Origin of the sequence: Bacillus sp. FDAARGOS_235 (assembly GCF_002073415.2) — a bacterium.
Lineage (GTDB): Bacteria > Bacillota > Bacilli > Bacillales > Bacillaceae_G > Bacillus_A > Bacillus_A toyonensis.
In genome coordinates this window covers 864,976-884,518 of the sequence record NZ_CP020437.2, presented here as the reverse complement: position 1 = coordinate 884,518, position 19,543 = coordinate 864,976, and the positions used below count along the sequence as shown (strand labels likewise).

21 protein-coding genes, 3 pseudogenes and 1 other annotated feature are annotated in these 19,543 nt (G+C 34.0%); of the genes and pseudogenes, 20 read left to right on the top strand and 4 right to left on the bottom strand.

All coding sequences use genetic code 11. The features are described from left to right. The first annotated feature begins 285 nt into the window (after positions 1-285). The 6 genes and pseudogenes from A6J74_RS06120 (at position 286) to A6J74_RS06090 (ending at position 4,773) form a co-directional block, all read left to right on the top strand. Complete coding sequence (locus tag A6J74_RS06120) at positions 286-600, top strand: hypothetical protein (protein WP_000250445.1); 315 nt, start codon at positions 286-288, stop codon at positions 598-600. Continuing rightward, positions 600-1,164, top strand: a pseudogene (locus tag A6J74_RS30340) (tyrosine-type recombinase/integrase). Before A6J74_RS06120 ends, A6J74_RS30340 begins: the two are co-directional and overlap by 1 nt. A gap of 304 nt (positions 1,165-1,468) precedes the next feature. Next, the gene (locus A6J74_RS06105; RefSeq protein WP_000706290.1) at positions 1,469-2,014 is read left to right on the top strand and encodes a GNAT family N-acetyltransferase; all 546 of its coding nucleotides are present in this window, start codon (positions 1,469-1,471) and stop codon (positions 2,012-2,014) included. 173 nt (positions 2,015-2,187) lie between these two features. Next, complete coding sequence (locus A6J74_RS06100; RefSeq protein WP_000812398.1) at positions 2,188-2,925, top strand: class I SAM-dependent methyltransferase; 738 nt, start codon at positions 2,188-2,190, stop codon at positions 2,923-2,925. Between the two features lie 297 nt (positions 2,926-3,222). Continuing rightward, positions 3,223-4,176, top strand: coding sequence for a TIR domain-containing protein (locus A6J74_RS06095; protein ID WP_001209143.1), 954 nt, complete (start codon positions 3,223-3,225; stop codon positions 4,174-4,176). Between the two features lie 387 nt (positions 4,177-4,563). Continuing rightward, positions 4,564-4,773, top strand: a complete 210-nt coding sequence (locus A6J74_RS06090) for a hypothetical protein (RefSeq protein ID WP_000356390.1) — start codon at positions 4,564-4,566, stop codon at positions 4,771-4,773. On the opposite strand, the pseudogene A6J74_RS30335 reads toward A6J74_RS06090, so the two are convergent. Beyond that, positions 4,693-4,921, bottom strand: a pseudogene (locus A6J74_RS30335) (excalibur calcium-binding domain-containing protein); the annotation flags it as partial. The gene A6J74_RS06090 and the pseudogene A6J74_RS30335 sit on opposite strands and share 81 nt — an antisense overlap. A gap of 210 nt (positions 4,922-5,131) precedes the next feature. Here A6J74_RS30335 and exsG point away from each other — a divergent pair. Both exsG and A6J74_RS06075 read left to right on the top strand, forming a co-directional pair. Further along, entirely contained in the window at positions 5,132-5,284 is a 153-nt protein-coding gene (exsG, locus tag A6J74_RS06080; RefSeq protein ID WP_000395673.1) for an exosporium protein ExsG, read from the top strand. A 208-nt stretch (positions 5,285-5,492) separates the two neighbouring features. After that, on the top strand, positions 5,493-5,702 hold the full coding sequence (locus tag A6J74_RS06075; protein WP_000830258.1) for a hypothetical protein: 210 nt from the start codon (positions 5,493-5,495) through the stop codon (positions 5,700-5,702). Positions 5,703-5,846: 144 nt separating this feature from the next. Here the strand turns inward: A6J74_RS06075 and A6J74_RS06070 are convergent, their stop codons facing one another. After that, positions 5,847-6,686: an arylamine N-acetyltransferase family protein gene (locus A6J74_RS06070; RefSeq protein ID WP_000988913.1), complete on the bottom strand. Its 840-nt coding sequence runs from the start codon at positions 6,684-6,686 to the stop codon at positions 5,847-5,849. 550 nt (positions 6,687-7,236) lie between these two features. Between A6J74_RS06070 and A6J74_RS06065 the strand changes: the two genes are divergently transcribed. Then, positions 7,237-8,838 (top strand): esterase/lipase family protein, encoded by a 1,602-nt coding sequence (locus A6J74_RS06065; protein ID WP_001238674.1) that lies wholly within the window; start codon positions 7,237-7,239, stop codon positions 8,836-8,838. A gap of 113 nt (positions 8,839-8,951) precedes the next feature. Here A6J74_RS06065 and A6J74_RS30635 read toward each other — a convergent pair. Beyond that, positions 8,952-9,086 (bottom strand): annotated as a pseudogene (locus tag A6J74_RS30635) (preprotein translocase); the annotation flags it as partial. Between the two features lie 511 nt (positions 9,087-9,597). On the opposite strand from A6J74_RS30635, the gene A6J74_RS06060 reads away from it, so the two are divergent. After that, positions 9,598-9,873 (top strand): stage V sporulation protein S, encoded by a 276-nt coding sequence (locus tag A6J74_RS06060; protein WP_000427795.1) that lies wholly within the window; start codon positions 9,598-9,600, stop codon positions 9,871-9,873. 187 nt (positions 9,874-10,060) lie between these two features. Here the strand turns inward: A6J74_RS06060 and A6J74_RS06055 are convergent, their stop codons facing one another. Next, positions 10,061-10,789, bottom strand: coding sequence for a hypothetical protein (locus A6J74_RS06055; protein ID WP_000499664.1), 729 nt, complete (start codon positions 10,787-10,789; stop codon positions 10,061-10,063). 109 nt (positions 10,790-10,898) lie between these two features. Here A6J74_RS06055 and A6J74_RS06050 point away from each other — a divergent pair, with 109 nt between their 5' ends. The 10 genes from A6J74_RS06050 (at position 10,899) to A6J74_RS06000 (ending at position 19,248) form a co-directional block, all read left to right on the top strand. Beyond that, complete coding sequence (locus A6J74_RS06050; protein WP_000165951.1) at positions 10,899-11,546, top strand: HD domain-containing protein; 648 nt, start codon at positions 10,899-10,901, stop codon at positions 11,544-11,546. Next, on the top strand, positions 11,543-13,438 hold the full coding sequence (locus A6J74_RS06045) for an ABC-F family ATP-binding cassette domain-containing protein (protein ID WP_000783187.1): 1,896 nt from the start codon (positions 11,543-11,545) through the stop codon (positions 13,436-13,438). Before A6J74_RS06050 ends, A6J74_RS06045 begins: the two co-directional genes overlap by 4 nt. A 75-nt stretch (positions 13,439-13,513) precedes the next feature. Then, a complete protein-coding gene (locus A6J74_RS06040) occupies positions 13,514-14,245 on the top strand; it encodes a Bax inhibitor-1/YccA family protein (RefSeq protein ID WP_001260657.1) in 732 nt (243 codons plus the stop codon). Positions 14,246-14,350: 105 nt separating this feature from the next. Next, the gene (locus A6J74_RS06035; RefSeq protein WP_000975118.1) at positions 14,351-14,605 is read left to right on the top strand and encodes a DUF4318 domain-containing protein; all 255 of its coding nucleotides are present in this window, start codon (positions 14,351-14,353) and stop codon (positions 14,603-14,605) included. A 161-nt stretch (positions 14,606-14,766) separates the two neighbouring features. Then, the gene (locus A6J74_RS06030) at positions 14,767-15,102 is read left to right on the top strand and encodes a single-stranded DNA-binding protein (protein ID WP_000982002.1); all 336 of its coding nucleotides are present in this window, start codon (positions 14,767-14,769) and stop codon (positions 15,100-15,102) included. A 360-nt stretch (positions 15,103-15,462) separates the two neighbouring features. Beyond that, positions 15,463-15,852: a hypothetical protein gene (locus A6J74_RS06025; RefSeq protein WP_000940647.1), complete on the top strand. Its 390-nt coding sequence runs from the start codon at positions 15,463-15,465 to the stop codon at positions 15,850-15,852. 538 nt (positions 15,853-16,390) lie between these two features. Continuing rightward, positions 16,391-17,518 (top strand): conserved virulence factor C family protein, encoded by a 1,128-nt coding sequence (locus A6J74_RS06015; RefSeq protein ID WP_000692595.1) that lies wholly within the window; start codon positions 16,391-16,393, stop codon positions 17,516-17,518. A gap of 3 nt (positions 17,519-17,521) precedes the next feature. Further along, entirely contained in the window at positions 17,522-17,905 is a 384-nt protein-coding gene (locus A6J74_RS06010) for a thiol-disulfide oxidoreductase DCC family protein (RefSeq protein WP_000634894.1), read from the top strand. Positions 17,906-17,987: 82 nt separating this feature from the next. After that, on the top strand, positions 17,988-18,422 hold the full coding sequence (locus tag A6J74_RS06005) for a BrxA/BrxB family bacilliredoxin (RefSeq protein WP_000063703.1): 435 nt from the start codon (positions 17,988-17,990) through the stop codon (positions 18,420-18,422). A gap of 49 nt (positions 18,423-18,471) precedes the next feature. Continuing rightward, complete coding sequence (locus A6J74_RS06000) at positions 18,472-19,248, top strand: class I SAM-dependent methyltransferase (RefSeq protein ID WP_000637472.1); 777 nt, start codon at positions 18,472-18,474, stop codon at positions 19,246-19,248. A gap of 40 nt (positions 19,249-19,288) precedes the next feature. Then, positions 19,289-19,503, top strand: a binding site (T-box leader). Positions 19,504-19,543: the final 40 nt, after the last annotated feature.

Below are 19,543 nucleotides of genomic sequence, written 5' to 3'. Positions count from 1 at the left end.
AATCCAACCAATCTAAGTAATATGTATTCCAAAATTTTCATAATTACTCCTTTTAGATATAAAGTGCTCAATGAAGATGGATTTTATAAATTTGTTACAAAATAATCTTTTTCTAATAAGAAAATCACTAAAATATGAGAAAATGATATAACAATATCTATAAATATAGTCCTACTGGCAGAATCAGCGGACATCGAACTATAAGAGCATTAGTAATATTGCTCTGTAGTTCGGTGTCCGCTTTTTTGTTTTTATTAACAAAATATATAAGGGTTGTTTTTATATATGGTGCAATTAACTTTTTCGCCTAAAATTGATCGCAAAGCAACGCAGGTTCGTTTAGAAGAGATTCTTGAAAATGTTCGTATTTATAGACAATTTGGGATGATTAGAAATGAGATGAAGGTTACAGCATCTAGCGAGGTAAGATATCATGGTCCAACAAATATGGTAGGGAAGCCAGCAGAAGATATTGCTTTAGCAAATGTTGGTATGAGTGAGCGTACGTATAGACGAAATAGATCTAGTGCTTTTTATAAATTAGCTGTTGCTCTTAGATTAGAAGTATATGAGACTGAAGAAACTGGAGGTAATGAATAATGAATTTTGTTCAGCAGATACGTGATCCAGAAGAAATACAGCAGCTAAAAGAGTATTTTAAGGAGAAGTGTGCACGAAATTAAATTTTATTCATTATGGGAATCAATACAGGCTTGAGAATCTCTGACATTTTAAAATTGAAGGTAGAAGATGTAAAAACGAGTCATATCTCTATGAGGGAAAAGAAAACAGGAAAACAAAAACGTATTCAAAATACTGCAGCATTAAAAAGAGAACTGAAATGGTTTATAGAAGAAAGAGAAGATCATGAATACCTATTACAAAGTAGACAATGAAAGAATCGTCCTATCGGTCGTAGTATGGAATATAAGATATTAAGTATAGCCGCAGCAGAGTTTAGTTTAGATGAAATAGAACGCATACGCTAAGAAAGACGTACGGGTACCATATGTACATGTAAACGAAAAACATAGCACATTAATCATGGAGATATTCAGTCACTCTTCAGAGAAGGTCATGTTACGTTATATAGGTGTAAATCAAGATGCAATAGATAAAGCAATGACTAGGTTTGAAATCGAATCATTGCTTTTTTCTTTTTAAATCTAGGGGTACCGTCACCGTTTTTGAAAACCCCCATGCTAAGAGCATACAAAAATTTATACAGTTTTTGGATAATTCAGTAACAAAAGAGAACCCGAAAACCTGCGTCAGGATAGGAATGTATAAAATAATGCATAAATCTGTAGAACAAAAAAAGGAAATTCCTTTGTCAGAGGATGGGCCCACCTTTCCTTGTTATCGATAATGAGACGTCATGTTAGCTTAACATGAATATAATATAAAAAAGGAATTTATAAGATTTGACGAGAATAAAATTGTATTAAAAGGATATCGGAGGTTTTTTATGAAAATCGTAGGACAGCAAATATATCTTCGACTTTACAAAATTTCTGACGCGAGCGAGTTAGCTAACTTACACACTAGAAATCGCGAATTTTTTCAACGAGTTTGTCCATTACTCCCAGAAGTCTTTTATACAGAAGAACATCAAAAAATGCGCATTGAACGAGCATTAAAAAAGAAAGCTGAAGATCAAGTTTACGCTTTTGGAATCTTTTTAAAAGCAACTGATAAACTTATCGGAGACATTTCATTAACTCAAATTGCTAGGGATCCCGCCCAAAGCTGTTATACGGGATTTACCTTAGATAGGGAGCATAATTCAAGGGGCTATACAACAGAGGCTCTTCGACTTGTTGTAGACTTTGCATTTAGAGAATTAAAACTACATAGAATTGAAGCAGGAGCTATGCCTAGCAATATAGCATCTATTCGTGTATTAGAAAAAGTAGGATTTAAAAAAGAAGGTATAGCTAAAGAAAATGTAAAGATTAATGGCAAATGGACAGATCATCAAATATTAGCTATCATCAACAGCCTGGATGTATAAGCACATTTCACTTCCGATAATGAGACGTTATGTCAACCTAACATGTATAGGATATACACTGTTCCTTATTCAACTAAATGGCAGGTTAGTTGAAGTGTATTTTGGTTAATATAGGAATTTTTGGATGCCCCCTAGAATATAAAAAATATAGATTGTATTATAGGAGGTATATAATGAAACAAAACATTTATGATAATCCGTTTTTCTTTAAAAATTATAAGTCATTACGTGAAAATGGATTTACCTTTAATGATTTTGTTGAACAGCCAGCAATTAAATCTATAATTGCTAATCTTACAGATAAGTCTGTATTAGATTTGGGATGTGGAACTGGTCATTTTTCTATGTACTGTGTAGAAAATGGTGCTTCGAAAGTTATAGGAGTGGACATCTCAAGAAATATGATTGAACAAGCTGAAATGTATAACAAAAACGAAAAAATAGATTATATGTGTGTACCAATAGAAGAACTTAATTTGCCAAATCAAAAATTCGACTTAATAACAAGTTCTTTAGTTATACATTACATAGAAGATTACTCACATCTAATTAAGAAAATAAGAGATCTGTTAAAAAATGATGGTGAATTTATCTTTTCAACAGAACATCCAATAGTAACAGCTCGAAAGGAAATGAATAATTGGTTTAAGGATAATAATGGAAACAGATTGCATTGGGCATTAGATAATTATCAAGAAGAAGGAAAAAGAGAGGAACATTGGTGGATAGATGGTGTTGTTAAATATCACAGAACAATTTCAACATTAATTAATACTCTTATAGACAACGGTTTTGTAATTGAGAAAATTATTGAGCCAGAGTCAACTCCAACAGGATTAGAAAAAATGCCAGAATTAATAAATGAAAAACGGAGACCATCTTCTATTATCATTAAATCAAGAAAATATTGAGATTCAACCCTCGTTGATTAACTTCCACTTTCGAGAATTATGTAAATAAGCTGTCCATATGGGCAGCTTTATTTTATGTTCCCGCATAGCGTAGGTTATTTTGAAAAATGCTGGTGGTATCCCTCCCTATACAGCTACTCATAATTTTTGTACTGTGTAACTCAAAAGAGAAAGTTAAATAAAATTAATGATAGCAAGGGATTCAGTGATAGGATCAGTTACACACAATATAAGATAAGGGTAAGTCAATTATTTATATGTTAATATTATGCTATAAACAAGAAAGTGGTGGTTGTGATGAGGGAAAGATGTCCGGTTTGTCAAAACTCTATTGAGGAACCCCAATTAGTAGGAGTGGGAGGGGGACGTGCAGAGCAATATAAATGTGAGAATTGTGGCACATTTTCCATGATTGAAGAAGCGAGAATCGAATTAAATGTAGAGCAGAAGAGAAAACTTTCTGCAATTTTAAGAAAGAGAAACATTAGAGGGATGGGAAAAATAATGATTTTTCTTAATCGACCAGATGAAAATCTTTCAGAATTTCCGTATCCTATTTATCTTTTAGCGGATCTATTAAGTGAATATCCAGATAGTGCTTCTGATAGATTGGATGAGTCATTAATAAACTTAGCTAAATTGTCAAAATTTCCAGGTGACCCATTATATATTCGTGAATCAGATAAATCTCTATTTTTTGTACAGAGTGTTCATTTGTTGGAAATGAAATATATAGCGAACCAATTATTTCAGGACGAATTAATTGAGATATCTAAGCTATCTGCAGCAGATTTTCCTGCACATATTACAGTTACAGCAAAAGGGTGGAATCGTATTGCAGAATTAGAAAAGGGAAGAGAAGCGGATACTAAGCAGGTGTTTGTCGCTATGTCATTTAGTCCAAAAATGGATAGTCTATATCAGAATGCAATTGCAACGGCTGTAAAAGAAGCAGGTTATGAGCCTATTCGAATTGATAAAGTGGAACACAATAACAAAATTGATGATGAGATTATAGTTAAAATAAGACAAAGTAAATTTATAATTGCAGATTTTACTGAACATAGAGGTGACGTCTATTTTGAAGCCGGCTATGCAATGGGACTTGGTAAACCTGTAATATGGACTTGCAGGGAAAATGACTTAGCAAATCTGCATTTTGATACTAGACAATATAGCCATATTGTTTGGAAAGATGAGAGGGAATTAAAAGATTCATTACTTAATAGAATAAGAGCTACAATCAATTAAAGAAAGGTGGCAGATTCGTGATCGCTTTTTTGCAGTAAATGTGCCGGTCGTTTTGGAGTTAACGTGATATATTTGTATTGTGAGAAGTGGACGAAAACATTGCTCATAAAATTCCTCTGAAAATGGATCTTCATAACTGGTGGTGATGGTTGCAGGCTGGATGAATGGTTGTTCTTCATTTCACATTCAATTGCAATTTACGTTGTATAAACGGAGAAGGGGTTTTGCTCTTCTTTTAGTTACTTAATATTGCTGAAACAGATAAATGTAAATAAGATTAGGTGATTGGAAGAAGAATAAAACTTCATTTACCATAATTGAAATGCAAATGTAATACTTAATGAAAAAGCATCCATTCGGGTGCTTTTTATTTTGGAGGGATGAAGGATGGATAAAGCCAAATTAACTAAACCAGCACAAGCGGTTATAATTGGTACATTCATTTCAATGTTAGGACGGGATCTTGTAAATGAACGTATCGATAAAAAGAAATTAGAAAGTGTTATTCCAATCTTTAATGAGTTGGAAGATATACAACGCCAAAGTAAAAAATTCGATAACTGGGTGTTCAGATTTTGTTGTACCGGTCATTATTAATACAATAGAAATAATAAAAAAGATAACGGTAGGACGACCATATTGTTTTGCTTTTCCATTTTTCTTAAAGAATGAAAAGGATACATAAGATTAAAAGATTAAAAGCAAATAGAAATAATACGCCACCAATATTACTCAAAATAGCCATTTTCATACTTCCATTTGCAAGATTTTCTCTATTGATTATATAGGAACTTATTGGATAATACACGTTTTATATTCATTTCGAAAATTAATATTTTTAATAGATATATATAAACAATTAATGTGTATATAAAGAAAAATAGATATATTTCCTATTACTTTTTTAAAGAAATTTCATAAATTAAAGTATATCGATTGAAAGGAGGAGATTTGAATGGAATTTCAATTGTTAGTGAATTGTATATTACAAGAAGGTAATGCGTACTTTTTAGTAACGAAGGTAGACGATGTAATTACGTTAAAAGTACCGATTACAGCAGGAGTAGCAGCATTATTTTTAGCTTTTGGTGTACCAAGATGTTCTTAATTTAAATCTCTATAGTAGAAAGAGGAGGACAAGCCTCCTCTTTCTACTATTACATAATTATTTTATGTAAACTATAATGGTGTTTTATATTAGCACGTTTAAAATGGACATGCATATACTATAATGTTTCATTGGCGTTTGTGATGAACGATAGTTTTGATAAGTGATATTCTTTTAAGTTATGAAAATAAAAGAGGTGCTATTATATATGAAAAGAAGAACATTAGATATTCCAGTTTCATTGCGAAGAGAGTGGTTTTTAATAGAGTTAGCTCATTTAACGAAAAAATATGGAATTGAAATTGCAACTAGCAAAATGGAAGCCGCACCGTTTTTAAGGGATCAAGTTACGGAATCAAAAATAGGAGCAGGGCTACAATACGATAAATATGATGATGAGTATATAATTGAAATGTAAGTAATACATGGCACAAAAAGAAATGCTTAATAATACTAGTCTTTTAAAAGAGTAACACTGATAAGGAATTACGCTATAAAAAATTATAAAATAAAGCAGATTCTATATATAGAATCTGCTTTATTATGAAATATTTTTAATCAACTAGCCTCTTTCTAATATTTTTCCTACATATTTCTCTTGAGTGATTCCAAAAGATTCACGAAGAATGCGAGCATATTCTTTAGAACCTATTGGTCGTTTATTTTTTGTGCCTTTAAAGGTTTCTGTATAATTTTTTTTCGTTAATGATATGTGACCATAATCAGTTAATTTACAAGTGATAGCCCCTTTATTAAAAGGCGATTCGTTATGCTCTACAATTACTTTTTGAATGTTATTCACTTTTTTCTCATCTATTGGATCTATAGTGAAAGCATAGCCTATTTTCCATTCGGTTGAAGGTTCAGATTGTAAGAAACTTGTAGATTCGCCGTTTGCGCCTTTTCGCATTTCTAAAATATGTGTACCTTTTCGGGTATTTCGTTTGTAAATTCGATATTCTCCCGTTTGAGAAGATATGATTTCGCCATTAAAAGGGACTGGATGTAAAGGGAGATGAGATGCAAAACCTGCATCCACAATATAATCTGTATGATCATGACTTAAAATGATAATGACATGACCATCATCAGGTTTCCATTTATTATCGTAAAGATCGTATACAGTACCAGCTACTTTGTATACTTGAAACCCACAATCAATTAAAAAGTAATACAATAAGGAATTTAATTCATAACAAAGACCGCCTCTTTTTTGAATAAGTAACTTTTCTACTAAGTTATTTTTTGAAATGTTTTTAATAGTACCAGCCATAATATCAAGATTCTCATAGGGGAAAATCATTCCCATTTTTAAGAGGACTTCATCTAAATCATCAAATGTTAGTTCTTTTGCGGGAATTTTTAATCGTTTAAAAAACTCCTTTTGTAAATTGGTCATCATAAAGCATTCTCCTTTCTTTTTACAGAATTTTCTTCTGCTTACCGATAGGTTAGTACTTCTAAAAACTTAATTCAAGTCTGCGAAAATTATCATAATATATGTTTCTGGAAATATGATTTTATATTTTGAAATTTCAGTTAAATATTTAGTCATAAGAAAGTCTTACAATACAAGCTCCTTTTAAATTCGTTTGTATGTAATGAAAAGAAAATACATATCTTCATTATGTTTTTAAATAACTAATTAGTAATAAAATGTTTTTTTAATAAAATTTTTTCAAGATTTGTATGCTTTATATAAACAATCATGATTTGAAAAACATCTTGATGTAGTGAAGTTAACAATTATTGAGAAATTTTTTTGTCGTGTTTACTCAAAAGGAAGAGATGGAAACGAAGAGAATAACGTGAGTTAAGGAAGAGGGTGTACGAGTAATCACCTGAATATAGGGCTAACATCTTTTTCAAATAAAAAGATTAGCTATTATTAAGGGAGAAAATATAAATTATTACAAAGAGCACCTTCTTTCAAAAAAAGTGGGGGGAGTAACATGCGATTAATGAGAAGATGTGTTGCGTTACTAATTATATTTTTTATCATGGCTCCATCGATTAGCACAAATGTAAGGGCAGAAGTTGTAAAAGAGCTTGGAAAGGGGTTTCCTGATACAGAAGTATTTACACCTGGCGATTGGTTTTTAGGACAAAAACCAACTAATTATGATGAGAATAAGCCTCCAATTCTCTTTGTACAAGGCAGAAATGGTAATGCGGATAGTTGGTATGGAAAGACTGTATATCACGATATAAATGATATGTATGACTATGCTTTGAAAGCGGGATATCAAACGGTATTTATTCAATTATATGATGCGGCAGGGAAAGGATCGGCTAGTCAGTGGGACAACGGAAAATTGTTAGCACAAAAACTGGAAGAAATATATAATCATTTCGGTAAAAAGGTTACTATTGTAGCGCATAGTAAAGGTGGTATAGATACACAAGCGGCATTAGTTGGATATGGTGCGAATCGATTTGTTGGGAATGTTATTACACTTGCGACACCACATCACGGCTCAAATTTAGCGGATTTATCATATAGTTGGTGGGCAGGTTGGCTTGCTTCTATATTAGGTCAAAAAGATGATGGTACGTACGCGTTACAGATAGGGGAAATGGCAAAATTTCGCTCAACGATAGATAATAATCCAGCAGTTAAATTAAACCGTTACTATACGGCTACTGGGACTAGCTGGGGACCAGTATTTTCTGCGTTATCTATGGGCGGATTATATTTGTCATCGTACGGCTCGAATGATGGATTAGTAAATGAATGGAGTGCTAAGCTACCATATGGCACACATTTATTTACAGATTCCAAATTTGATCATGACAATATACGAAAAGGATCAGCTGTTTTCGCACGAATTGAACCATATTTACGTACTGCAAATGTAGGCGTGCCACCTTTAGTAGCACCAAGTAATAGTTCAGAAGAAAATATAGAGCAATTAAATACAACTTCTAATCAAAATATTTTAGGGGGAGAATTGCCACAAAGTCAGTGGATAGAGCAAGCTGTGGCGGTTGATAAAAAGGCAGAAGGAATGGTTTCTGTATTAACAGCTGCTTCTGATGTAGAAATACAACTAATATCTCCAAAAGGAAAAGTGTATACAAATAAAGATAGTACGATAACTACTGGTGAAGGTGAATCTTTCTTTAATGGGGCAACAATTAGTACATTTAAATTTGACAAAATGGACGTAGGAGAATGGAGAGTTAAAATGATGGCGAAGCAGTCGAAAGATGCATACTTAATTGTAAGCGATCACAAAAGTGGCGCGCCATTCGTTCTTCAAATGCCAACAAAAGTCAAAATTAACAAATCAGAGTATAAACTGAAAAAATCACCTGCGGCACCTGAAATGAAAGGAAATCTTTCCATAACAGTAAGAGTTGTTAATAAAGAAGGGAAGCTAGTCTCTGAATTTAATGAATTACAAAATGTTAATACAAATACATTTACAGGTGCTTTGAAGGACATAAAGCAACCAGGGGTATATAACGTTACGATGGATATAAAAGGGATAAATAAAGAAGGAAAACCTTATAATCGTACGATTGTTAAGTCGGTTTATGTGGAGAAGTAAGAGTGAATAGATTTTGATATGAAAATTGCCGAAACCTTGTGTTAGAAGGGGACGGCAATTTTTTATGTTTATTAGGTTAACAGAATAATGAAATAGGGGGTTACGTTCTATAATGGGAAAGAACCACCAAAAGGAACAGTTATAAACTCAGTTTTCCAGAAAGTACCGTAAGCTGGCTTTGATGGTTTATGTGAATCGTGGCAGGAACATCTTTTATACGAGTTTGAAGAACGATAGTATGAACCCAATATATTACCTCCTGATGATTAATAAATGTAAGATACATAGTAGTATATGTAAATGAACTACTATTGGCATGTATGCCTATCCTGTATAAGGTGGTAGATTTGGAATATAAAGCACTCAAATGGTGAAATATAGTTTATTAGAATAATATGTATAACGATTTTTGAAGACGAAAAAATTAATAATTTGGTAGAAAAATGAACTGAAGTTCTAAATAAATTGAATTATTGATGAAACGCTTATTATACGAATTGCACCTGAAAAAGTAGCATTGTTATTTTTTGGTGCGATAATGTTGTCGTTTAGCGAATTGCTCCTATTTAAACGTTTGTATATTAGAGTCTTTATTCGTTACTTTTTATTTGTGCAGTTGGGCAGGAAGAAGACGAAAGGTATCGAATTCATTTACATAGGAAGCATTGTTTGCTTTTGGTGTGAATAATAGTTAAAGATACGTTGAAATATTTAAAACTGTAACGAAAGAGCTATTAAATAATAGAGGGAGCAACTTACATGGAAAATATATTAAAGGTATCTTCAAAATCAAGTCCAAATTCAGTTGCAGGTGCAATAGCAGGTGTACTAAGAGCAAATGGCAATGTGGAAATCCAAGTAATTGGGGCAGGTTCTTTAAATCAAGCAATTAAAGCAATTGCGATTGCAAGAGGATTTGTTGCTCCAAGTGGTGTTGATTTGGCTTTTGTTCCAGCATTTCAAGAGATTTCTATCAATAATCAAGAAAGAACAGCAATTAAATTAATTGTAGGTCCTAGAAAGAGAAGATCCTAATAGAGTGCCTTTATAGGATGTGATTTGAAAAGTGCGATAGAAATCGTCCTTTTCTTTTTTTATTTATATTTTAAAGTTGAATTTTTAGTAATAAGCATTAGTGTAGTTAATAAAAAGTGTCGCAAATGCTTGTATGACAGGCACTTGTGACACTTTTGTAGTTTTATATAATATAAAATGAACAATTCTAAAACTGCTCATTCTTCTCCCAAGATTCAACGATATAATGAGCAATTGTGGGGTTATATCCTTTTCCAACTAAAAACATAATCGCAGCGACTTCTGTTAAAGCGTGTTTATGTGAAGTATGTTTCGCTTCATTTAAACCATAATCTACCCAAGGTTTTACGAAATCTAATACAGGTTTCTTTAAAGGTAAAAATTGTGTACCGACAACTTGTTGAATTTGTTGTTGAGTCGGTTCTGTAATAGGCCCAGGTGGTAAAATTTGTGGTTGTGTAATATCTAAAGTCGGACCTGGTGGTAAAATTTGTGGTTGCGTTGGATCAATTGTTGGTGGTTTAGGTGGTGAGACACGTGCGTCGTAGTTGGGTTGATACATTTGTTGTTGGTATTGTGGTTGTTGTGGCTGAGTTACATACGGATTTTGTTGTTCTTGAGTTTGCGGTGCTGCATATGGATTTTGAGGATATTCATAATTTGGACGTGTGTCATATGGATTTTGTTGTTCTTGAGTTTGCGGTGCTGCATATGGATTTTGAGGATATTCATAATTTGGACGTGTGTCGTATGGATTTTGTTGTTCTTGAGCTTGCGGTGTAGCGTATGGATTTTGTTCATATTGTTGTTCTGGCTGTTGTAATTCTTGTTCCTCATATTGTTCTGTATATCTTTGTTCCGGTTGCTGAGGGTAAAATGGTTGTTGTGGATAAGGTGGTTGATTATTATAGAACATGTTTATTCCTCCTTCATGATGATGCCTACCACCTAGTGTATGGGCGGACAAGAAAATATGTGATGAAAAAAGGCGGGCGTGTTACAATAAGAAACTGGGTGAAGATAAAATGACAAAACAAGAAAAGATTAAAAAAACAATTACTTTTGTAAAAAATATTTTAGAAAAAGATGCGAGTGGGCATGATTGGTATCATATTGAGCGCGTACATAAACTGGCGATTTCTTTATCCGAGCAAGAAGGAGGAAATCGTTTTATAATTGAAATGGCAGCATTACTTCACGATGTGGCAGATGAAAAGTTAAATGAAAGTGAAGAAGCAGGAATGAAAAAAGTTTCTGATTGGTTAGAAGAGTTACATGTAGATGAGGAAGAAAGTAAACATATTCTTCATATCATCGCCAATATGTCTTATAAGGGTGGGCATGGCGGCGCAGTTGAGTCAGTTGAAGGGAAAATTGTTCAAGATGCAGACCGTTTAGATGCCCTTGGAGCAATTGGGATTGCACGTACTTTTGCATATGGCGGAGCGAAAGGGAGATTAATGTATGATCCAACAATTCCGCCGCGTGAAGTAATGACGAAAGAAGAGTATAGAAAAAATAACGATCCATCTTTAAATCATTTTTATGAAAAACTTTTAAAATTAAAAGACTTAATGAATACGAACGCAGCAAAACAAGAAGCTGAAGTTCGTCATTGTTATATGGAACAGTTTATAGAACAATTTATGAAAGAGTGGAATGCACAAATATGAAAATGTTAACTGTGGAGAACTTATCGAAATCATACGGAGAAAAACCGTTATTTGATGGATTATCATGTAGTATTACAGAAGGACAACGTGTCGGAATTATTGGTGTAAATGGTACTGGTAAATCAACATTATTAAAAATTATTGCAGGGTTAGAAACTCCTGATACAGGTGAAATGACGCATTCACGTGGATATACAATTAGTTATTTATCACAGCAACCAGAGTTTGATGAAAAACTAACAGTATTAGAGCAAGTGTTCCATGGTGATACACCTTTAATTCGTCTTCTTCGTGATTATGAAAAAGCACTATTAAATATTGAAAAAGATCCAAGTAATGAAAAAGTACAGGAACAATTATTTGCAGTGCAGCAACGTATGGATGCAATGAGTGCATGGGAAGCAAATGCAAATGCGAAATCTCTTCTAACGAAATTAGGAATTACAGATTTCACTGCAACTGTTGGGAATTTATCTGGTGGACAGAAAAAACGTATCGCAATGGCACAATGTTTTATTGAAACACCTGATTTATTAATTTTAGACGAGCCTACGAACCATCTTGACCATGAGACAGTTGAATGGTTAGAAGAATATTTAGCAAGATATACAGGGGCGGTATTACTTGTAACCCATGATCGTTATTTCTTAGATCGTGTGACGAATCGTATTTTTGAATTAGATAATGGTAAACTATATAGCTACGAAGGAAACTATAGTACATTTTTAGAAGCGAAAGCACTTCGTGAAGAGCAAGAATTGGCACAAGAATCCAAACGCCAAAATTTATATCGTCGTGAACTTGCTTGGATTCGCCGTGGTGCAAAAGCCCGTTCTACGAAACAAAAGGCGCGTATTCAGCGTTTTGATGAGTTAAAGGAACAAGAAGGGCCAGCTGCAAAACAGTCAGTTGATATTGCACTAAGTGGAAGTCGTTTAGGAAAGAAAGTACTTGAGTTAAAAGATGTAACGAAAAAATTTGGCGATAAGACGGTATTACATAATTTTAATCATATTGTGAAACCAGGCGATCGTATCGGAATTATTGGGGCGAATGGAAGCGGGAAATCTTCTCTATTAAATATGCTTGCAGGCAAGTTATCTCCTGATAGTGGTGAAGTTGAAGTAGGACAAACTGTAAAAGTTGCTTATTATACGCAAGAAAATGAAGAGATGAATTTAAATCAGCGTATGATTGAATACATTAAAGAGATTGCAGAAGTTATTCATACAACAGATGGAAAAGTAATTGGTGCATCTCAAATGTTAGAACGTTTCTTATTCCCGACGCATTCACATGGTACACCGCTTGGTAAACTATCTGGTGGTGAAAGAAGACGTTTATATTTATTACGTATTTTAATGGGGGAACCAAACGTACTATTACTTGATGAACCTACGAATGATCTAGATACACAAACATTAACAGTACTAGAAGATTATTTAGAAGATTTCCCAGGTGTCGTTTTAACTGTATCGCATGACCGTTACTTCTTAGATAAAGTAGTAGATGAACTGTTCATCTTTACTGGCGGAGGAGAAGTGCGTGAGTTCCTAGGTAGTTATACAGATTATTTAGAAATGGAAAAAACGAAAGAACTTATTGAGAAAGCGGAAGTTCAAAAAGAGAAAAAAGTAGTAGAAGCAGCTCCAAAACAACAACGTAAACGTAAACTTTCATACAATGAGCAGCGTGAATGGGAAACAATTGAAGATACAATTGCCGAACTAGAAGAGAAAATTGAGTCAATTGGAGAAGAACTTGCGAAAGTTGGATCTGACTTCACAAAGGCACAAGAATTATCTGAAGCACAGCAGAAAACAGAAGAAGAGCTAGAAAAAACGATGGAAAGATGGAGTGAACTATCAGATATCGTTGAAGGATTAAAATAAAAACAAGCTGCATATATTGAAAAGTAAAGAGAAAAACTTTACACTATTGGTAGAACCTATTTTAGGAGGGAAAAAATGAGAACATCTAATCCAATGTTGAAAAAAGAGGCATTTCGTAAAGAGGGAGCAAGCGCTTCTGCGATGACTATTGGCGGAACAGTAGGCAAAACGTTTATCATGCTTATCTTGCTACTTGCAACGTCTGTCTATTCATACATACAGATGATGCAGGGTACGATGAAAATGCCAGTGTTAATTGGTGCATTAGTAATTGCGGCAATCATCGCATTTGCATCTATCTTCTTCCCGCGAATGGCACCAATTGGGGCGCCAATTTATGCGGCGGTAGAAGGAGTTGTATTAGGAAGTATTTCAGCAGTTTATACAATGAAATTTGGCGATTCTATCGTTTTAAACGCTGTATTACTTACAATTTCAATTCTATTTGCAATGTTAGTTTTATATGCAACACGCGTTGTAAAGGTAACTGATAAATTCCGTACGGGTGTAATTGCAGCGACAATGGGAATTATGGTTATGTATTTAATCGTATTCTTATTAAATATGTTCGGTGTAACTGTTCCATATATTCACCAGGGCGGTACAATCGGTATTATCATTAGTGCGGTTGTTATTGTAGTTGCTGCATTAAATTTATTACTAGATTTCGATTTAATCGAAAGCGGTGCACGTAGCCAAGCTCCAAAATATATGGAATGGTACAGTGCAATGGGTCTAATGATGACTCTAGTATGGTTATACTTAGAAATTCTTCGTTTCGTTTCTTACTTTACGAAAAATGACTAATGAAAAAATCCTGCATGAAATGTGCAGGATTTTTTTATTTTCAAAGATAAATTGAATGAATGGTATAATGTGGATGTTAGAAGTTTGAATGGAAGGGGATGGAATATGATGAAAGAGAAGAAAGGGATTATGAAAAAACTATTTTCTAAAAGTTTTTTCATAGAACTAGATGATGCTTTAACATATCCGTCAGCAGAATGCATTATTTCAGCCATTGAAGGGTATGCAGCTGAATGTAATGAACTACTAAAATTTGAGAGTAAAGTTAAACCGATTACATTCTACTTAGACGATGCATTGTTTAGCGCTGAAATAAAGATGGCTCGCGGAGGGTATTACATCTCTTGCAGTGAAATATAATATATCTTGAAACCTTACATGTTCATAATATGTAGGGTTTCTTTTTTGCTTTTTTATATGCAAAGTAATCCTTTTTACTTTAGAAATATATAATTTTATCCTTTTTACCCTTCACACATTTTTCTTTACAATGAAGAAAAACATGCGAGGTGGTATAACTTATGATGAATCGAGTTGTATTAATCGGTAGATTGACAAAGGATCCAGAATTATACTACACAAAACAAGGCGTCGCTTATGCACGAATATGTGTTGCAGTGAATAGAGGATTTCGAAATAGTTTAGGTGAACAACAAGCAGATTTTATAAATTGTGTCGTTTGGCGAAGAGCAGCTGAAAATGTAACAGAATATTGTACGAAGGGATCACTTGTTGGAATTACAGGGCGTATTCATACGAATAATTACGATGATGAAAAAGGAAAGAAAATATATAGAACTGAAGTTGTGATTGAGAGTATTACCTTTTTGGAGAGAAGGAGGAAGGGGGCATCGTAATAAAAGGGGATTTTAAGTAATAGCTTCGGAAAAAATTGTGGAAAGTATTTTAATAAATTTAAAGAAGGGGTACTGTCAGCAATTTTGAAGAAAAATACGCTAACGAAAATTATAAATTTAAAATTTTTTATACTGAATATTGAAAGACTCCTCTGGAAATGGTTACTCATTGAAGTGGGATTATTAGATTGGTTCTATTCCACATTTTTCACGGTACTTGTTAATCTTTTGAATCATTGATTTATTAATATTGAAGATAATTATGTGCATATTAATCACATAATTTGTCCCTATCAAAATGAACTTTTCTTGCATCTACTATATTGTTAAGAATATTTTATTTTGAAAGGATGTGATTATATGGCTCATAAATCTACGGGGGTTTTTCGAGTTCCGGTTTCTGAGAATGATATTATTCCAACTGCTCTCAATATTATGTTAAACAATGATTCACGCTGCCATACTAGTAATGTAACGGTAATTGTTAAGAGAAGTCCAAACACTTTTTTCCCAACGCAAAATGAATTAGTTGAAATCTCTCGTACTATTGTTTCTTTAGGACCAAACAGAACATCTAAGATTGTGTTGTTTACTCCAGAATTCCATATAGAAGATTTTCTTGACGTTATCATTAGAGGAAATAAAGATGATGTTGAGGATGTTCTTGTGTATTCTTTCTTAGCGGACTCAGAAGGTCACAATCTTCCATCTACTGTTTTCAGAAATGAAGAATATACTTTTGCTTGCTAACACCATGATGATGTATATCATACACAAATATATTTGACATAATATGGAATTACCGTAACGAAAAAGGCGAACCTCTTAATTTCATAAAGGGTTCGCCTTTTTTCTTTCTATCACTCTAAGCAATTCCATTAATTCATCTTTCGGAATATCCACAATCAAAATGTCTTCAGAAATCAATTCTCCACCAACAAGTCCCTCAGAGCGCATTCGTATGAACGTTTTTATATATAAATCGTTCTTCTTTCTTAGTAGTATCCTCCAGAGCTTTATTTATTAACTGCACTTCACTTTAAAATGAATGATCTAACTAGGATATAGATACCTCTTTTTATGTAGGGCAAAGAGAACAAATTCCCTCCTTAAAATAAAACCTATCGGAAGCGAACGGTTTTAAAATTTCGTTCCTAATTTGAAATGTAAAAAATGAAATAGTATGGTAGCGGGAAGAAAGTAGTAAAATTAAGCATCCGAGTAGGAGTATAGAGTGATAACATGTTACAATACAGCTAAGAACACGCAATAAAGGAGAGTTTTTTACGTGAAGATTAAAGCAATTGAACCGACGCCAAGTCCAAATACAATGAAAGTTATTTTGAATGAAGTATTACCATCAGGAGCGCGTAATAATTATACAAATGAAAATAAAGAACAAGCACCAGTACAAGTGCAAGAAATTTTGAAAATTGAAGGCATTAAAGGTGTGTATCATGTAGCAGACTTTTTAGCAGTCGAGCGTAATGCGAAGTATGATTGGAAAGTTTTATTACAACAAGTTCGTGCCGTTTTCGGTGAAGAAGTAGTAGAAGAAAGCGAAGAACAGCAACTTTCTCACTTTGGAGAAGTGAAAGTATTTATTCAAATGTTCTTTACAATTCCGATGCAAGTGAAGTTAACAGATGGAACGACGGAAGAGCGTGTTGGTTTACCTGATCGTTTTAAAGAATCAATCATGAAAGTGCAAATGTCTGCACCTAACGTTGTGAAAGAGCGTAAATGGGTAGAGCAAAGTACACGTTACGGTAATTTTGAAGAAATAGGGAAAGAAGTAGTAGAAGAAATTGTTGCTGCTTATTCAGAAGAACGTGTAAATGAAACAGTTAAAGAATTATTAGATCAGGCTGGGGCAGTTGAAGTAACGATTCAAAAGCGTGAGCCATATAAAGTAACAGAAGAGATGATGAAAGATTCTGACTGGAAAAATCGTTTTGCAGCTTTAGAGCAAATGGATCCTACTGAAGAGGATATTCTAGTGTTGAAAATGGCGTTAGACGATGAAAAAGTATCTATCCGCCGCATAGCAACAGCTTATTTAGGTATGGTAAAAGGTGATGAAGTATTACCGTTATTATATAAAGCGTTATTAGATCGTTCAGTAAGTGTTCGTCGTACTGCAGGGGATTGCTTATCAGATGTAGGTGACCCAGCAGCGATGTTCGTTATGATTAAATCGCTGAAAGACCCAAGTAAATTAGTACGCTGGCGTGCAGCTATGTTCTTATTTGAACTTGGAGATGAAAGTGCGATTCCGGCATTAAAAGCAGCGCAAGATGATCCAGAGTTTGAAGTAGCGATGCAAGCTCGTCTTGCATTAGAGCGTATTGAAGGCGGCGAAGAAGCGAAAGGTTCTGTATGGAAACAAATGACGGAATCTCGTAAAGGGGAATAATATATGATTGTTTTCTATGATAGTTGGTGTCCGATGTGTACTGCAGTGGCAGAGCGTACGAAGAAATTAGATAAAAAGGGTAAAATGACATTTGTTTCATTTCGAGATGATGATGTAGTTAAGAAGTATGATCTTTCTCAAGAACTACAAAGTAAGATGGAGCAAAGGATGTATATTTTTAAAAATAATAAATGGTATGACGGAATTCATAGCATAAACGTATTAGCGAAGGCTGTTCCATCTTATTGGTTTGCAGTGCCTTTTATAAAATTATCTATCGTACTTGGATTTGGAAGCAAAGTATACGATTATATCGCTAACAATAGAAAACTTGTCCCAGTTGGACATTGCCGCGGTGGGGTTTGTGAAATCCCTTCAAAAAAATGAAAACGTCACTATCTTTCTTTTGCACCTATTAATAGAGCGTGATATGATGAATTTGGAATGAAAGTTGAAGGAGAGATACAAGATGTCAAATGCTTATGAAGAATACATGCGTCAAATGGTAATTCCAATGCGCCAAGAATTAGTGCGTTCTGGATTTGAAGAGTTAACTACAGAAGAAGCTGTTACAGAATTTATGGAGAATGCATCAGGTACAACATTAGTAGTTGTAAACTCAGTTTGTGGATGTGCAGCTGGTTTAGCGCGTCCATCAGCAGGTCAAGCAGTTGTTCGTGCTGAAAAACAACCTGATCATCTTGTAACTGTATTTGCAGGTCAAGATAAAGATGCTACTGCAAAAATGCGTGAATACTTCGGAGAAATCCCTCCATCTTCACCATCTATGGCATTATTAAAAGGAAAAGAAGTTGTTCACTTCATTCACCGTCATGAAATTGAAGGTGCAACTATGGACGAAATTATTACGAACTTAGAACAAGCTTTCGAAAAGAATTGCTAAAGAAGGGGGAGAGTAAATCTCCCTCTTTTCTTTATATAGAGGTGAAATAATGATAGTAACAACAGCAGGACGAACAAATAAAGAAATGACATCTTATGCAAAAAAAATAGCGACAGAATTAAATAGTTCTTTCGTTATACGTAATGATATACCTGTGCACAAACTGCATGAGAAATATGAACAAGATGTGCTTGTCGTAGGGAAGAACCGATTAGCTATTTACCCTGAAGGTACGGAAGAGTCGTTTTTCTTTCATCCAAACTCAGCAATGTTTCGTGTGAAAAGGTTAATGCGCGGAGAGCACGATCCGTTTGTACAAGCTGCTAAATTAGAGAGCGGAATGACGGTGTTAGATTGTACGCTCGGCATGGCATCAGATAGTATTGTAGCTAGCTATATTGTTGGTGAAAGTGGAAAGGTAACAGGACTTGAAGGTAACGAATATATGGCTTACATAATGGAAAAAGGTTTGCAAACATGGTCTTCATCAGTTGCTGAAATCGATAAGGCAATGCAAAGAATCCATGTAAAGCAAACAGAGCATTTCGCTTTTTTAACGCAATGTGAGGATAATAGTTATGACGTTGTTTACCTTGATCCGATGTTTGAAGAAACTGTCATAGAATCAGATGGAATTAAAGGATTAAAACACTTCGCTTTGTATCATGATATTACTGATGAAACAATTGCGGAAGCGAAGCGTGTGGCGAGAAAGCGTATTGTTCTGAAAGACCATTTCCGTAGTACTAGATTTGAAAAACACAATTTTCACGTATACAAAAGAAAAAGTGCAAAGTTTCATTTTGGCGTAATTGACCCTTGCTAATTGTTTGAAAAGATGTATAATAAGCAATAATTAATTAAATATACTGTCTGTGATGAAGAGAGTAGTCTTTTTCAGAAGGAAAGCGAGCTAGGGATGGTGTGAGCCTAGTGCGGAAGAAAAAGATGAAGCGCACTTCGGAGACGCTTCTTGAACGAATAGTAGAGTAAGCCGAGGTCCCCTGTCCTCGTTATAAACGGGAAAGTGGTTCGTAATGAACAACAAGGGTGGTACCACGGGTTAAAACTCGTCTCTTATATAGAGACGAGTTTTTTGTGTTTAAAAAAATAAGGAGGTT

What these genes read in the sequence shown, in the direction of transcription:
- A6J74_RS06120 (WP_000250445.1), top strand. Translation starts at nt 286, where the DNA reads ATGGTGCAATTAACTTTTTCGCCTAAAATTGATCGCAAAGCAACGCAG.
- A6J74_RS06105 (WP_000706290.1), top strand. Translation starts at nt 1,469, where the DNA reads ATGAAAATCGTAGGACAGCAAATATATCTTCGACTTTACAAAATTTCT.
- A6J74_RS06100 (WP_000812398.1), top strand. Translation starts at nt 2,188, where the DNA reads ATGAAACAAAACATTTATGATAATCCGTTTTTCTTTAAAAATTATAAG.
- A6J74_RS06095 (WP_001209143.1), top strand. Translation starts at nt 3,223, where the DNA reads ATGAGGGAAAGATGTCCGGTTTGTCAAAACTCTATTGAGGAACCCCAA.
- A6J74_RS06090 (WP_000356390.1), top strand. Translation starts at nt 4,564, where the DNA reads ATGGATAAAGCCAAATTAACTAAACCAGCACAAGCGGTTATAATTGGT.
- exsG (WP_000395673.1), top strand. Translation starts at nt 5,132, where the DNA reads ATGGAATTTCAATTGTTAGTGAATTGTATATTACAAGAAGGTAATGCG.
- A6J74_RS06075 (WP_000830258.1), top strand. Translation starts at nt 5,493, where the DNA reads ATGAAAAGAAGAACATTAGATATTCCAGTTTCATTGCGAAGAGAGTGG.
- A6J74_RS06070 (WP_000988913.1), bottom strand. Translation starts at nt 6,686, where the DNA reads ATGATGACCAATTTACAAAAGGAGTTTTTTAAACGATTAAAAATTCCC.
- A6J74_RS06065 (WP_001238674.1), top strand. Translation starts at nt 7,237, where the DNA reads ATGCGATTAATGAGAAGATGTGTTGCGTTACTAATTATATTTTTTATC.
- A6J74_RS06060 (WP_000427795.1), top strand. Translation starts at nt 9,598, where the DNA reads ATGGAAAATATATTAAAGGTATCTTCAAAATCAAGTCCAAATTCAGTT.
- A6J74_RS06055 (WP_000499664.1), bottom strand. Translation starts at nt 10,789, where the DNA reads ATGTTCTATAATAATCAACCACCTTATCCACAACAACCATTTTACCCT.
- A6J74_RS06050 (WP_000165951.1), top strand. Translation starts at nt 10,899, where the DNA reads ATGACAAAACAAGAAAAGATTAAAAAAACAATTACTTTTGTAAAAAAT.
- A6J74_RS06045 (WP_000783187.1), top strand. Translation starts at nt 11,543, where the DNA reads ATGAAAATGTTAACTGTGGAGAACTTATCGAAATCATACGGAGAAAAA.
- A6J74_RS06040 (WP_001260657.1), top strand. Translation starts at nt 13,514, where the DNA reads ATGAGAACATCTAATCCAATGTTGAAAAAAGAGGCATTTCGTAAAGAG.
- A6J74_RS06035 (WP_000975118.1), top strand. Translation starts at nt 14,351, where the DNA reads ATGATGAAAGAGAAGAAAGGGATTATGAAAAAACTATTTTCTAAAAGT.
- A6J74_RS06030 (WP_000982002.1), top strand. Translation starts at nt 14,767, where the DNA reads ATGATGAATCGAGTTGTATTAATCGGTAGATTGACAAAGGATCCAGAA.
- A6J74_RS06025 (WP_000940647.1), top strand. Translation starts at nt 15,463, where the DNA reads ATGGCTCATAAATCTACGGGGGTTTTTCGAGTTCCGGTTTCTGAGAAT.
- A6J74_RS06010 (WP_000634894.1), top strand. Translation starts at nt 17,522, where the DNA reads ATGATTGTTTTCTATGATAGTTGGTGTCCGATGTGTACTGCAGTGGCA.
- A6J74_RS06005 (WP_000063703.1), top strand. Translation starts at nt 17,988, where the DNA reads ATGTCAAATGCTTATGAAGAATACATGCGTCAAATGGTAATTCCAATG.
- A6J74_RS06000 (WP_000637472.1), top strand. Translation starts at nt 18,472, where the DNA reads ATGATAGTAACAACAGCAGGACGAACAAATAAAGAAATGACATCTTAT.